Genomic DNA, 14,520 nt, shown 5'->3' with positions numbered 1-14,520 from the left:
CCGCATGATCGAACCTTTATGTCAGGGTATAATTCAGTTGGCGGCCCAAGTCCTGTTTCTCTTGAGGAGTTAAGTCCCGCCATGTGCCGCTTTTTTGGTTACCTAAATGAATATTCATAATGCGAATTCTCTGCAGCCGCCTTACCTCATATCCCAGAGCGCTGCACATCCGCCGAATCTGCCTGTTCTTCCCTTCGGTCAAGATAATACGAAATACCCGATCTGACATGCGGGTAACGGTACAAGGAAGCGTCATCTCCCCCAGAATCCTCACACCTTCCGACATGGCTCTTACGAAATGAGGACTAATAGCCTTGTCCACCGTTACGATATATTCCTTCTCGTGCTTCCCCTCAGCCCGGAGAATACGATTAACAATATCTCCGTCATTAGTCATCAGTATAAGTCCTTCCGAATCTTTGTCGAGACGACCGATCGGAAAGATGCGTTTCTCGTGCCCTACAAAGTCCACGATGTTGCCTTGGACATGACGCTCGGTGGTGCTTGTAATCCCTACTGGCTTATAAAGGGCTAGATATACGTGTTTCTCCTTGTCCGTCACTGGCTGTCCGTTCACACGAACATCGTCACCCTCTTCAGCCTGGCTCCCCAGGAGAGCTACTGTACCATTGATGGTAACCTTCCCGGCTTCCACAAGCTTGTCAGCTTCCCGCCGGGAACAGAACCCTGACTCACTGATAAATTTATTAATCCGCACAAGTCTCACACCTTTTCTGTACTCATCTGACGGTATCAATTCTAAATGTTACTCGGGTTCTCGGCCACTGGCAAGGCTACAGTCACCGTGGTTCCCTTGCCCAGCTCGCTCTCAATATCCATTGTACCCTTGTGGCTCTCAATAATCCGCTGACTAATCATGAGCCCCAGCCCCGTGCCGGTCTCCTTGTTCGTGAAGAAGGGCTCTCCGAGCTTAGCTAAGGTCTCCTTGGAGATGCCTTCACCCTCATCTATAATGCGAATCATGACACTGCCTGGTTCCCCGCGCCATGTCTGCATATGAATGGTGCCACCACTTGGCATGGCTTCCATTGCATTTTTGAGAAGGTTGATGAATACCTGCTTCAGCTGATTCTCTTCGCAGTGCACTAGCAGTGCCTCTTCCGAGAAATTCATGGAGAATTCTATGCTATGAAGATGCGCCTGGCTATCAAGAAGGGAAATAACGTCACCCAGGATGTAACGGATATCCTTCACTTGGAAGTGAACGGCCTGAGGCTTCGCGAGAATTAGGAATTCACTAACGATGAGGTTGATGCGATCCAGCTCCGATAGCATTAGATCCGTATGCTGCGAATTGAGCTTCTTCGTCTGCATCTGCAGCTGCAGGAACCCTCTGAGCGTAGTTAACGGATTTCTTATCTCATGAGCTACTCCCGCTGCAAGCTGTCCCACCGTAGTCAGCTTCTCAGAGCGGCGCAGCAGCTCCTCCATCTTGTTGCGTTCAGTCATATCCCTGGAAATAATCACATAGGCCGTAATCCGCCCATCTTCATCAAAGATAGGGGACTCACTGATGCTGACCCGAACCTCAGCTCCATCTTTGGTCAATCGGACCGTTTCCGCTGAATAGACCGGAATGCCTTCACTCAGCCTCTTCTTCCAGAGTAACTCCTCTTCACGAAGCGACTCAGGAATATTGAACAGGCAGACCCCGCCAATCTCTTCACTGGTCCAGCCATACAGCTGCTCAAATGCCTTATTCACACGTATAATTTTGCCTTCAGGATCAGTTAGATGAATAGCGTCGGCCGTTTGACGAATAATGGACTCGAGATGCTCCTTAACCGAGCGATTCTCATCATTCATCTCACGCAGGTCCTGGGTATATTGCGCCAAATTTCCACCCATGGCATTAATTCGGGCCGCGAGCAGACCAAGCTCATCCTTTCGCGAGACCTCAAGCTGGGTTTCAAAATTCCCATCTGCCATCCCATTCACCTTTAGGAGAATATCCTGGATCGGCCTGATCAGCAGTCCAGCGAGAATATAGCTCGCAAAAATCACAATCTCCAGAAGGACCAGAGAAATAGATATCTGGCTTATCATCTGCTTGGAAATCACAGAATAAATAGGATCATAGCTGGAGATAATCCGGATTACATACGAATGATTGGTCGTGTTATCTTTAATTGGAATAAAGCTCTTTATTACTCTTTTCCCATCAATTTTGACGTCGTATTGAGCACTCTGGCCATTCTGAATGGCTTCCTTCAGTACCTTCAAATCGGCTTCAGGGCTCGGGTACTTGTATTTGCCGAAGATAAGAGGACGGTCCCTCATTTCAATCGAGAGACCTCCCTCTAGAGGAAGTCCCTGCGTAACAGCCTCATCAAATCGGGACAAATTTATACCCGTAATATCAAGGATGCTCTTATTAGCATCCTGAGTCTTGGCTACAATCTTCTCCGGATCGAGGACCTCAAAGAAGTTATCCATTTCTGAATTCCGAATATAAGGATCTATAATATAATTACTCGTACCGTCGTAGTAATAACCCCACTTTACAATGCTGTCTGGCGTCGAGGTGGAATATTCGAAGGGCCCGGACCAGAAATGCTTCGATTTCTGACCTTGCTTGATCGTAACGTCCTGCAAATTGAACAGCTGCTTAAAGGCCGCATACCAATAACCCCATTTGTTCGTGGATAACCCGATCTCTTGGGGTTCGGATGATCTTGCCACCACAATGTCGTTAGGCGCTTGTACAAATAAAGAAATGCCGGTTACGCCTAATTTCTTCGCCAACTGGGCCAGCTGTTCATTCGTCACCTGATTGATATCCGGATTCAGCTCTTTGGCAGCCAGGAGAGAAGCTAATTTCAACTTCTGGGTCATCTGCCTTTCGACATATTCAGAACTGAACCCGCTTTGTTCGACAGCGATTGCAATTTGCTTGGCAGTAAGCATGATTTTATTCTCACTATCTTTACGCAAATTTTCTTGCGTGGTAAAGTAGCTGAGGATAATATTTAAAGATAGTAGAACTACAGCCAAAAAAGAAATGATAATGGATAGCTTCGTTTTTATGGACAATTCGCTGCTCACTCCTCGGCCTGAATATCTTGCCGATATTTGGAATAACCCTCCTATCATAATACCTTTAACGACACTTTTTGCAAAGACATTCTGACCTGAATAAGGTCGGGCTTAAAATTGCTGTTCACTTATAGTTACCCACAGAACGTTCATAGTTATACTCAGAAAATATTAACTTGTGCATAACTCTGTTGATAACGTCGCACTTATGCACATATTTACACACAGGCTGTTCACAACGAATGCTTGTTCGCAGAATAACCATCCGCCCCGCAGCGGATGAATGAGGGAGTAATTATAATGTATACCGATGAATATTGGATGAATGAAGCCATTCTAGAAGCCCGCAAGGCGGAAGCCATAGGTGAAGTCCCTATTGGAGCTATTGTGGTACGTAACCAGGAGATCATTGGACGTGGTCATAATCTTCGGGAGACGGCCTATGACCCTACGGCTCACGCCGAGATTATTGCCATTCGCGAAGCGAGTCATTATCTTGGATCGTGGAGACTGCTGGAGTGCAAATTATATGTTACCTTGGAGCCCTGCCCTATGTGTGCAGGCGCTATTGTCCAAGCCCGTATTCCCCATGTGCTGTATGGCACGACAGATCCCAAAGCCGGCTGTGCCGGCACTTTAATGAATCTGCTTCAGGAGTCCAGATTTAATCATCAGACAGAAGTGACTACGGGCATCCTTCAGACCGAATGCTCCAGTCTGCTGACCCAATTCTTCCGGAAGCTGCGCACCAAGACCCCTAAATCTGAACAATAACAAAGAACCCGTGCCAAGGCACGGGTTCTTTGTTATAACACTCTGGATTTCTTATTGAAGTCCAGCAGCACCGAACTGTTGCTGAAGTTCTTCCATTGTAATGGTATCTGTCGGAATACCAATGACGAACTTTTGCTTCTCGTTGATGTTCGTGAAAGTGCTTTTCGCCTCAATTGCGATCTTTACATTGTCCTTCGTGTCCGGATCGCTGATTTCCACATTGGCATTCAGGTTCTGGTATGCCGGGAAGTCATTCTTATCGATCGCCGTGTTCACGGTGAACTGATTGATCTTCAAATGATTCTTCAAATCGTCAATCCCTTTGCTCAGTTCAGCCTGGCTGCCCGATTGAAGATCTTTCTTGGCTTTATCAATATCTTCCTTCGTTAATTGGAACATTTCACGATATTCATCTTTGCTCATGATGTCCAGAATTTTAGGAAGTGCTTTATTTACGAAGATTGTTACGGCATCCTTAACATTGTCGTTCGTTACATTGAACTGAACCACTTGCTTCGCGCTGAATCCATCAGGAAGAGCTGCATCCTTGGAATCTACATCTTTGAAGTATTTCGCAGAATCATACTCCGCAAATACGGCATTAGCTACTTCTGAAGCGAACTTCTGTGATTTATTAAGATCAATGGTGTCCAGCTTAACTTCATTACCACTTTGTGCAGCCAGTTCCTTGAAGTCCAGCACGAGGAATTTACCCACTACGCTGTCCGGAATAGGGAAGAACGGTACCTTTGGAATCTTCACATACATCTTCTCTTTGGTCAGTACAAAAGGAATGGTGATGGTGGTTGCCACGTCACCTTTAAGCTTAATTTCAAGCGTAGCTTCGGTCTGCATAGGATCTTTTTGATAAATTTGGCTGATATTGATCTCAGCATCCTTAAGCATATTAACGACAGATCCCACCTGTTCGTTGCTTTGAGACATATTTACGGATAGATCCTTGATTTTAATTTCATTCTTAAGAACATATGAGTCCATTTTGAGTGCATTTGTAGCTGCACCTTGCAGAGCCTCTTTTGGATCTTTCTTACTACTGCAACCTGACAATACTAGGACCACTGACAACAGCAATGTCAGGGTCAATCCCATAATCTTACGCATGAATTTCTCCCCTCTTTATTCCCTAATTGTGACAAATACTCTTAATATGATAAACCATTTCGTCTGGGAGAGAAACCCTTTTCTAGAATTAATGGATATCTTTTTTCTTGAAACGGCCGCCCTTCACGTCATGGATGTTTCCAACTGCAAGAAAAGCACGCTCATCAAAGTGATTGACTATCTCCTTGAGCTTAGCTTCTTCCAAACGCGTGATTACACAAAAAATAACTTTCTTGGGATCCCCCGAGAATCCGCCTTCTCCAGACAGATAGGTTACCCCACGCCCCAAACGGCTGATAATGGCATCGCCGATCTCGTCAATATTGTTGCTGATGATCCACACCGATTTCGACTCGTTAAGTCCGTCTATAGTAATATCGATCACTTTAAAAGCAATATAGTAAGCAAGAATAGAGAATAAAGCCGCATCCCAGCCAAATACAAAGCCTGCACCGCCGAGGATGAATACGTTGAGGATCATAATAATCTCGCCTACAGAGAAAGGGGTTTTACGAGAGATAAGAATTGCAATAATTTCAGTACCGTCCAGCGATCCACCTGATCGAATAACGATACCCGTACCCAGACCGAGGAGAATCCCGCCGAATACAAAAGCTAATGTGGTTTCCTGGCTAAAAGCCTGTACAGAGTGAAGAAGCAGGGTAGTAACCGACATTACGATAATACCTAGAAGAGTGGAAAAGGCAAAGGTCTTCCCGATTTGCTTGTAGCCTACGATAAGAAAGGGGAGATTAAGGAGAAATAAGAACATGCCCAGAGGCAGACTCGTGAAATGAGAGACAATCACGGATATCCCGGTAACTCCACCATCCGTAATCTCATTTGGAACCAAGAATAACTCAAGTGCAACGGCATAGCACACAGCACCAATAATAATAAACATACATCTAAAGAGGATACTGCCAAGAGATCGCTTATTATGCTGCCGATTTGGCCTTGGAAGCATTCCAAGGGAATGGTCGTGCATTAGATCTTTAGTAATTTCATTCATTGCATCACTTTCCTTTCAGATTCTTTTGTCTCATCTCTCCATTTCCTAGAGTACTATCCATCAGGTCTCAGTAACCCTATATCTATTATGCCATTAATTCGGACCTATGTCTTGATTAATTCCGGTTTTCTCGTGAAAAAGACTTAATTTGCCCGAAATCGGGCAAATTAGGGGATTAGCTACCCTGACGGTTATGATGGTCTACGTGATTTCGATTCTTCACTTTCTTCGATCCGGAGAGAGGCTCGGGCCCACCTGCCCCTTCTTGCTTGCGGCGTCTGCCCGTATCCGTCTGAACTCCCGGAACAGCCATAGATTTCGGTTTGCTCATTGTTGTCCCTCCTCAGTTTGTGAACTGCAGCTTATCCTGCACATTTAATTTACCGAGATTGAACCTTTATTATTCAATTCCCCAGCTGGGAGTGTACAACAAAAAAAGGCCCATTCCCTAAGGAATAAGCCTTGTTCTAATCGCCTAAGTTAAGAAAATATATGGCGGAGAGGGTGGGATTCGAACCCACGTGGAGTTGCCCCCTAACGGTTTTCAAGACCGCCCCGTTATGACCGCTTCGGTACCTCTCCAAGTCAATCTAATTTCTCACGCTTAACACGTGACAAATTAGATTATATCATGATTACTCTCAGTAAGCAACTATTTCTTTGGAGAAATATAATTTATATTTCCCATGTAGGGACGAAGAACCTCAGGAATCTCGATACTGCCGTCCTCTTGCTGGTAATTCTCAAGAATTGCTGCAACCGTACGTCCAACGGCAAGACCTGATCCATTCAGCGTATGCACGAATTCCGGCTTGGCTTTAGCCTCGGGACGGAACCTTATATTCGCACGGCGAGCCTGGAAATCCTCTACATTGGAGCAGGAAGAAATTTCGCGGTACATGCCGCTCTCAGGCAGCCATACCTCAAGGTCATACGTCTTCGCCGCAGTAAAGCCCATATCGCCCGTGCACAGTGCTAGTACGCGGTAAGGTAGATTAAGCAGTTGAAGTACACGTTCTGCATTCTGAGTCATTTTCTCCAGCTCTTCATAGGATTTCTCCGGATGGACGATTTTAATCATTTCCACCTTATTAAATTGATGCTGGCGAATCAACCCTCGGGTATCACGTCCAGAGGCACCCGCTTCAGAACGGAAGCAAGAGCTGTACGCTACGTAATTACGTGGAAGATCCTCTACATTCAGAATTTCATCGCGGTGGTAGTTGGTCACCGGCACTTCAGCGGTTGGAATCAGGTAGTAATCCGTATCCCGAAGCTTGAAGAGGTCCTCTTCAAATTTCGGAAGCTGTCCTGTCCCGTATAAGCTGTCCCGATTCACAATGTATGGAGGAAGCATTTCCTCATAGCCGTGCTCATTGCTGTGGAGATCCATCATAAAGCTGATGAGAGCACGCTCCAGGCGGGCACCCAGGCCTTTATAGAAGGTGAACCGTGAGCCCGTCACTTTGGCAGCCCCTTCGAAGTCAAGAATGTTCAGATCTACACCCAACTCCCAGTGAGCTTTAGGCGTGAACTGAAATTGGCGCGGTTCGCTCCAGCGGCGGATCTCCACATTGTCCTCTTCCGAGGAACCAACGGGTACGCTTTCATTGGGAATGTTCGGAATAGCGAGTGTTAGTTCATCGATCTGAGCTTCAAGCGCGCGAACTTCATCGTCCAAAGTCTTGATCCGGTCACCCACTTCACGCATCTCTGTTATGAGTTCATCCGCATCTTCACGATTCTTCTTGCGCTTGGCAACCTCTGCCGATACCACGTTACGACGGTTCTTCAGCTGTTCGCTCTCCTGAAGAAGTTCACGGCGCTTCTCATCCAGCTGCGGGAAGCCCGAGATTAGATCGAGTGACTTGCCACGCTTCTGAAGAGCTTCTTCTACCCGGCTATATTCATTTCTTAATATCTTCACATCTAACATAACTAGTCCCTCCTAGGGCAGCAGCCTTGACTGTACAGAATGAACAGAATGGAACCCTCGGTGCTTAACTCCAATTTAGGAGTATAGTACAAGGGTCACAAACCACCGTTCAGTCCGCGCAGGACTCCGATTATCGGCTAAAATTGAACTACATCCGGACGGAATTCTTGCATTCCAGACCAGATGTAGTTAGGGTCAAATCGTTAATTATACTGGCTTACCATATCGGCAAAATATTGATGAAGTGAGAAGTCCTCTGTAAGCTCTGGATGATAAGAGCTAACCAGCATATGTCCTTCCCGTGCCGTGACAATTTCATCCCGATACGTGGAAAGTACATCTACCCCCTCGCTCACAGAAGTGATTAGCGGCGCACGAATGAACACAGCCCGAACGGGTTGGTCGATCCCTTTTACATCCAGATCGGTCTCGAAACTCTCACGTTGACGTCCGAAGGCATTCCGCGAGACACGAATATCCATCAGGCCAAGGTGGGGTTCTTCTCCGCCTTCAATTTCCTTGGCAAGTACAATGAGCCCTGCACAAGTTCCGAAGAGCGGCTTGCTTTCAGCTGAGAATTCACGAATCGCATCCATGAACTCATATCTTCTCATCAATTTACCGATCGTTGTACTCTCTCCGCCGGGAATAATCAGACCTTGAATATCCTTCAGCTGATGTGTGTGCTTAACAGCAACGCCTTCTGCACCTGTACACTCAATGCTTCTGATATGCTCGGCAACAGCGCCTTGCAGCGCCAATACTCCTATTTTCATAACGCTCATCATCCTTCTATATCAAGCCAAAGATTGGATTTGCCGAGAGGCAACAGGGCTTACCAGCCCCGATCACTCATACGTTCAGCTGCAGTTAATTTAGAGATTTCAATCCCTTTCATCGGCGTACCGATGTTCTTGGATACTTCAGCAATCAATTTATAGTCTGTGTAGTGAGTTGTTGCTTCTACAATCGCGCGTGCGAATTTCTCAGGGTACTCGGATTTGAAAATACCGGAACCTACGAATACGCCGTCTGCACCCAGGTGCATCATCAAGGCCGCATCTGCTGGAGTAGCTACGCCGCCGGCAGCAAAGTTAACGACTGGCAGCTTGCCGTTCTGGTGAACTTCAAGCAGCAGGTCATAAGCTACGCCAAGGTTCTTCGCTTCTGCATACAGCTCGTCCTTCGACATGTTAGTGATCTTGCGAATTTGGCTGTTGATCAGACGCATGTGACGTACTGCCTCAACAATGTTACCTGTTCCCGGCTCACCTTTGGTACGGATCATGGACGCGCCTTCTCCGATACGACGAAGAGCTTCTCCAAGGTCTTTTGCTCCACATACAAATGGCACGGTGAATTCGCGTTTGTCGATGTGGTATACTTCGTCAGCCGGTGTAAGCACTTCACTCTCATCGAGGTAGTCAACGCCTAGGGACTCAAGTACCTTAGCTTCAACAAAGTGTCCGATACGGGCTTTAGCCATAACCGGAATAGTTACCACTTTCATAACTTCTTCCACAATTGTAGGATCTGCCATACGGGCTACGCCGCCAGCAGCACGAATGTCTGATGGTACACGCTCAAGCGCCATAACTGCTGTTGCACCAGCAGCTTCAGCAATCTTAGCTTGCTCAGCGTTCATGACGTCCATAATGACGCCACCCTTTTGCATTTCAGCCATACCTCTTTTTACACGAGATGTTCCAGTTTCCATGTCCATACCTCCCGAATATATATCCAAAATTCTAATTCCTGTCTCTCAGTACTCGTCTTTGATCTAACTTGTTATTTTACAAGATTAGCCTTAATTACACAACCATATAGAAGGAACTAAATGCGCTATATCGAAATTCATCATACTAACCATCGAGCTTTAGAACAAATTCTTGATCGCATTGAACAGATCTACAAAGAATTGACCGATTGCACGAAGCAGCAGCTTGAACCAGCCCGCTTTCTCAGCTTCATCGGCAGTAATTAGATTTACGGTCTGCTCAGCCGGTGCTGAAGCGTTGTCGGCTTTGTAAGTGTAAGTGATGGTGCCCACCTTCGTGCCCTTAGGCAGTGGAGCTGTCAGCTTATCCTTATCCAGCCATTTCACCGTAGACTTAATGCCTTTAAGATCAGCACCCTTTTGCACCACAAAGCTTACAGCCTGGTCTGTAACTACAGCCACATCGGTATTGGTTGCCTTCTTAACACTAACCTTCTCTGCACCTTTAACCGTAGTTTTTGGAGCTACGACTTGTTTAACCTCAAAGTTATCAAACCCATAATCCAGCAGCTTTCGGGTCTCTACAAATCGAGACTTCTGCGATTTAGCATCCGTTCCCATAACTACACTAATGAGACGAACACCGTTGCGTACCGCTGTACCTGTGAAGCAGTTTCCTGCATTCTCGGTATGCCCCGTTTTTAGACCATCCAATCCAGGGTAAGCGTACTGTTTGAAATTAATATTTGACTTATTTGCTTCCAGCATCCAGTCCAAATTGACCAGAGGTGTTTTGTCGCGATCGCGGAATTTGTATGATTGCATGGTAGTGAAGCGAGTAAAGTCCGGATGATCGGTTACAATGTATTTGGCCAGAGTAGCCGCGTCCTTTGCAGACATGACGGTTTCCTTTGGATTCTCTGGACGATACCCATCAGGCATATCTCCAACATTAAGACCTGTAGCGTTAGCAAAATAGGCTGTCTTCATGCCCATCCGCTTCGCTTCCGCATTCATCATTTTGACAAATTCCTGCTCCGTACCCCCAACGCGCTCGGCCAAAGCCACAGTAGCATCATTAGCAGATGCGATGGCCATTGCAATATACAGCTCTTCTACAGTATGTTGATCGCCCTCTGCAAGGAAGACACGGGAACCGATCTGCTTCGCGGCATTCTCTTTCACCGTTACAACATCGCTCCACTTAAGCTTGCCCTGTTTAACCTGCTCGGCAACAATATACTCCGTCATCATCTTGGTCATACTTGCCGGAGGCATAGCCTCGTCCCCATTTACGGAGTAGAGAACCTGCCCGGTGGTAGCTTCAATTAGGATGGCTGACCTTACATTAAGTCCTAGCTTATCTCCTGGTGCGGCTGTTTCAGCCGCTGACTTGCTGCTTGGCGCAGCCACGGCATGGCCTTCTGCCAAGGTTAAAGCGGGAATAATGGATAAGCACAACATATTAATCATCAAAAGCGACGTGACACTCTTTCGAAGGATACGCCGTTTAGGCTTCGTGTTCATTTCTAACGGTTTCAAGTTACCTTTAAGCTCCCCTCATGATCTCAATCAATTACTTGTTCTATTCTAACACAGGGTATGCCGCAAAAAAAAGACAGACAGAACGAAAATCGTCCTGCCTGAGCCATGATTACCCTCTAATTCCCGAAAATTACAACGAGTAGTTCGGTGCTTCTTTCGTGATTTGCACATCATGCGGATGGCTTTCACGCAGCCCTGCACCCGTTATGCGGACAAATTCGGTCTCATTGCGAAGCTCGTCCAGATTAGCCGTGCCGCAATAGCCCATGCCTGACCGAAGACCTCCGATAAGCTGGTGAATTGTGTCGGACAGCGGTCCTTTATAGGCAACTCGTCCTTCAATACCTTCAGGAACAAGCTTCTTGTCATCGTCCTGGAAATAACGGTCTTTACTGCCCTGCTTCATCGCAGCTAATGAACCCATCCCGCGGTATACCTTGAAGCGGCGTCCTTGATAAATCTCAGACTCACCCGGGCTCTCTTCTGTTCCAGCGAACAGGCTTCCCAGCATCACCGCATGAGCCCCTGCAGCGATAGCTTTAGGAATTTCACCGGAGTATTTGATACCTCCGTCTGCAATAATTGGAATACCATATTCGCGAGCTACAGTAGCACAGTCATAGATAGCCGTGATTTGCGGCACACCGATACCGGATACCACGCGTGTTGTACAGATCGAACCAGGTCCAATTCCGACCTTAACCACACTTGCTCCCGCTTCAATCAAATCCCGTGTAGCATGTCCGGTCGCTACGTTTCCTGCAATAATAGTCAGCTCAGGGTACCGCGTACGAAGCTCCCTTACTGCATCAACAATGTTGATATGATGACCATGTGCGGAGTCTACCGTAATGACATCCACACCAGCTTTAACCAAGGCATCCGTCCGTTCAAAAGTGTCCTTGGAGATTCCCACAGCAGCCCCTACCAACAGACGTCCCTGAGAATCCTTAGCTGCATTAGGGAATTGAATCGCCTTCTCAATGTCCTTAATTGTGATCAGTCCCTTGAGGACGTTGTTCTCATCGACAAGAGGAAGCTTCTCAATCTTGTGCTGCTGCAAAATAACCTCTGCCTGCTGTAGTGTCGTTCCTACAGGAGCCGTTACAAGGTTCTCATGAGTCATTACCTGTTTGATCTCAATGTTATAATCGTGGATGAACCGAAGGTCACGGTTAGTGAGAATACCTACCAGCTTCTGGTCCTCATCAACAATAGGCACACCAGAAATACGGAATTTGCCCATTACCTGCTCAGCATCCGTCACCAAATGAGTTGGAGTAAGCGAGAAGGGATTCGTAATAACTCCGCTCTCCGAACGTTTAACACGGTCTACCTCTTCCGCTTGCTGCTCGATTGGCATATTCTTATGGATAATCCCGATCCCACCTTCGCGAGCAATTGCGATAGCAAGAGCTGCTTCGGTAACTGTATCCATTCCTGCACTAATCAAAGGAATATTAAGCTTCACCTTATCGCTCAGTTTTGTGGACACATCCACTTCCTTCGGCAGAACACTAGACTTTCTAGGAATCAGGAGTACATCATCAAAAGTTAGGCCTTCTTTGGTAAATTTACTTTCCCACACCAGGGTTTTCCTCCTCAGCTCTATTGTCCCAGCGGCCTTTGTCCATCCTTGACGGCCGTAGATCTCATCTTACGGGAATATATTTGTACCATCTTAGCAAAGGGGATATAGGCTGTCAACACGTAAAGAATCTAATTCGGCACAGGTCTCCTTCTTTTGCATGCCTTCGCCACTATCCTCTTCCTCCCTAAAAATAAATCATGTCGGCTCTAAACATAGCTAATATCTGCAATAAGTCCGTAATATAAACAAAAAGAGCACTACCATTAGGTAGTGCTCTTACTCTTGTGCTTGGCGGCGTCCTACTCTCCCAGGACCCTGCGGTCCAAGTACCATCGGCGCTGGAGGGCTTAACGGTCGTGTTCGGGATGGGTACGCGTGGAACCCCTCCGCCATCGCCACCAAACATGATTTTTCGAAGCTTCCGCTTCTCGAAATCGCTGCGAGAAAATATCAGGCCTTACTAAAGACCCACATGTTCTCTTCAGGCTTGATCGCCTGAAAACTAGATACGAAACGAATCTGCGTATGCTCTTCTTGGACTACGTCCTTCCGAGCTTGTTGGATAAGCCCTCGACCGATTAGTACTGGTCAGCTCCATGCATTGCTGCACTTCCACCCCCAGCCTATCTACCTCGTCGTCTTCAAGGGGTCTTACATACTGGGAAATCTCATCTTGAGGGGGGCTTCACGCTTAGATGCTTTCAGCGCTTATCCCTTCCGCACTTAGCTACCCAGCTGTGCTCCTGGCGGAACAACTGGTGCACCAGCGGTGCGTCCATCCCGGTCCTCTCGTACTAAGGACAGCTCCTCTCAAATTTCCTACGCCCACGACAGATAGGGACCGAACTGTCTCACGACGTTCTGAACCCAGCTCGCGTACCGCTTTAATGGGCGAACAGCCCAACCCTTGGGACCTACTTCAGCCCCAGGATGCGATGAGCCGACATCGAGGTGCCAAACCTCCCCGTCGATGTGGACTCTTGGGGGAGATAAGCCTGTTATCCCCAGGGTAGCTTTTATCCGTTGAGCGATGGCCCTTCCATGCGGTACCACCGGATCACTAAGCCCGACTTTCGTCCCTGCTCGACTTGTCAGTCTCGCAGTCAAGCTCCCTTATGCCTTTGCACTCTTCGAATGATTTCCAACCATTCTGAGGGAACCTTGGGGCGCCTCCGTTACTCTTTAGGAGGCGACCGCCCCAGTCAAACTGCCCACCTGACACTGTCCCCATACCGGATTACGGTACCAGGTTAGAACTCCGATACGATCAGGGTGGTATCCCAACGTTGCCTCCACAGAAGCTGGCGCTCCTGCTTCCTAGGCTCCCACCTATCCTGTACAAATCGTATCAAAGTCCAATATCAAGCTGCAGTAAAGCTCCATGGGGTCTTTCCGTCTTGTCGCGGGTAACCTGCATCTTCACAGGTATTAAAATTTCACCGGATCTCTCGTTGAGACAGCGCCCAAGTCGTTACGCCATTCGTGCGGGTCAGAATTTACCTGACAAGGAATTTCGCTACCTTAGGACCGTTATAGTTACGGCCGCCGTTTACTGGGGCTTCGGTTCATAGCTTCGGGTTACCCCTAACCACTCCCCTTAACCTTCCAGCACCGGGCAGGCGTCAGCCCGTATACTTCGCCTTGCGGCTTCGCACAGACCTGTGTTTTTGCTAAACAGTCGCTTGGGCCTTTTCACTGCGGCCCCCTCGTGCTATTCACACTACCGGGGCACCCCTTCTCCCGAAGTTACGGGGTCATTTTGCCGA

The 14,520-nt window shown here is 47.4% G+C and carries 11 protein-coding genes, 1 tRNA gene and 2 rRNA genes (1 of these 14 running past the window's edge); 1 reads left to right on the top strand and 13 read right to left on the bottom strand.

Annotated elements, in window-relative coordinates; genetic code table 11:
- Positions 1–16: 16 nt before the first annotated feature.
- Together ACEN86_RS00400 and ACEN86_RS00395 are read right to left on the bottom strand one after the other, a co-directional pair.
- Entirely contained in the window at positions 17–718 is a 702-nt protein-coding gene (locus tag ACEN86_RS00400) for a pseudouridine synthase (protein ID WP_495632444.1), read from the bottom strand.
- 41 nt (positions 719–759) lie between these two features.
- Positions 760–3,054 (bottom strand): ATP-binding protein, encoded by a 2,295-nt coding sequence (locus ACEN86_RS00395; protein ID WP_495632443.1) that lies wholly within the window; start codon positions 3,052–3,054, stop codon positions 760–762.
- Between the two features lie 303 nt (positions 3,055–3,357).
- On the opposite strand from ACEN86_RS00395, the gene tadA reads away from it, so the two are divergent.
- Complete coding sequence (gene tadA / locus ACEN86_RS00390) at positions 3,358–3,831, top strand: tRNA adenosine(34) deaminase TadA (RefSeq protein WP_495632442.1); 474 nt, start codon at positions 3,358–3,360, stop codon at positions 3,829–3,831.
- Between the two features lie 51 nt (positions 3,832–3,882).
- Here the strand turns inward: tadA and ACEN86_RS00385 are convergent, their stop codons facing one another.
- The 11 genes from ACEN86_RS00385 to ACEN86_RS00335 form a co-directional block, all read right to left on the bottom strand.
- Complete coding sequence (locus ACEN86_RS00385) at positions 3,883–4,953, bottom strand: hypothetical protein (protein ID WP_495632441.1); 1,071 nt, start codon at positions 4,951–4,953, stop codon at positions 3,883–3,885.
- 88 nt (positions 4,954–5,041) lie between these two features.
- Positions 5,042–5,920, bottom strand: coding sequence for a YitT family protein (locus tag ACEN86_RS00380; protein ID WP_495634173.1), 879 nt, complete (start codon positions 5,918–5,920; stop codon positions 5,042–5,044).
- A gap of 220 nt (positions 5,921–6,140) precedes the next feature.
- Positions 6,141–6,296, bottom strand: a complete 156-nt coding sequence (locus ACEN86_RS00375) for a small acid-soluble spore protein P (RefSeq protein WP_495632440.1) — start codon at positions 6,294–6,296, stop codon at positions 6,141–6,143.
- Positions 6,297–6,458: 162 nt separating this feature from the next.
- Positions 6,459–6,547: transfer RNA gene (locus ACEN86_RS00370), tRNA-Ser, on the bottom strand.
- 70 nt (positions 6,548–6,617) lie between these two features.
- The gene (gene serS / locus ACEN86_RS00365) at positions 6,618–7,901 is read right to left on the bottom strand and encodes a serine--tRNA ligase (RefSeq protein ID WP_495632439.1); all 1,284 of its coding nucleotides are present in this window, start codon (positions 7,899–7,901) and stop codon (positions 6,618–6,620) included.
- A gap of 203 nt (positions 7,902–8,104) precedes the next feature.
- A complete protein-coding gene (gene pdxT / locus ACEN86_RS00360; RefSeq protein WP_495632438.1) occupies positions 8,105–8,677 on the bottom strand; it encodes a pyridoxal 5'-phosphate synthase glutaminase subunit PdxT in 573 nt (190 codons plus the stop codon).
- A 59-nt stretch (positions 8,678–8,736) separates the two neighbouring features.
- Complete coding sequence (gene pdxS, locus ACEN86_RS00355) at positions 8,737–9,618, bottom strand: pyridoxal 5'-phosphate synthase lyase subunit PdxS (RefSeq protein ID WP_127200813.1); 882 nt, start codon at positions 9,616–9,618, stop codon at positions 8,737–8,739.
- A 159-nt stretch (positions 9,619–9,777) separates the two neighbouring features.
- On the bottom strand, positions 9,778–11,145 hold the full coding sequence (locus tag ACEN86_RS00350; protein WP_495634172.1) for a D-alanyl-D-alanine carboxypeptidase family protein: 1,368 nt from the start codon (positions 11,143–11,145) through the stop codon (positions 9,778–9,780).
- Positions 11,146–11,293: 148 nt separating this feature from the next.
- Complete coding sequence (gene guaB, locus ACEN86_RS00345; RefSeq protein WP_495632437.1) at positions 11,294–12,751, bottom strand: IMP dehydrogenase; 1,458 nt, start codon at positions 12,749–12,751, stop codon at positions 11,294–11,296.
- Positions 12,752–13,040: 289 nt separating this feature from the next.
- Positions 13,041–13,157 (bottom strand): 5S ribosomal RNA (gene rrf, locus ACEN86_RS00340).
- 155 nt (positions 13,158–13,312) lie between these two features.
- A 23S ribosomal RNA gene (locus ACEN86_RS00335) occupies positions 13,313–14,520 on the bottom strand (it continues 1,719 nt past the right edge of the window).

The sequence above is a fragment of the Paenibacillus sp. Paensp111 genome (assembly GCF_059492195.1).
This window is presented reverse-complemented; position numbering and strand designations above follow the sequence as displayed.

Coding starts and splice junctions, on each gene's coding strand:
- pdxS (WP_127200813.1), bottom strand. CDS start 9,618: ATGGAAACTGGAACATCTCGTGTAAAAAGAGGTATGGCTGAAATGCAA.
- ACEN86_RS00380 (WP_495634173.1), bottom strand. CDS start 5,920: ATGCTTCCAAGGCCAAATCGGCAGCATAATAAGCGATCTCTTGGCAGT.
- ACEN86_RS00375 (WP_495632440.1), bottom strand. CDS start 6,296: ATGAGCAAACCGAAATCTATGGCTGTTCCGGGAGTTCAGACGGATACG.
- ACEN86_RS00385 (WP_495632441.1), bottom strand. CDS start 4,953: ATGCGTAAGATTATGGGATTGACCCTGACATTGCTGTTGTCAGTGGTC.
- tadA (WP_495632442.1), top strand. CDS start 3,358: ATGTATACCGATGAATATTGGATGAATGAAGCCATTCTAGAAGCCCGC.
- serS (WP_495632439.1), bottom strand. CDS start 7,901: ATGTTAGATGTGAAGATATTAAGAAATGAATATAGCCGGGTAGAAGAA.
- pdxT (WP_495632438.1), bottom strand. CDS start 8,677: ATGAAAATAGGAGTATTGGCGCTGCAAGGCGCTGTTGCCGAGCATATC.
- ACEN86_RS00350 (WP_495634172.1), bottom strand. CDS start 11,145: ATGAACACGAAGCCTAAACGGCGTATCCTTCGAAAGAGTGTCACGTCG.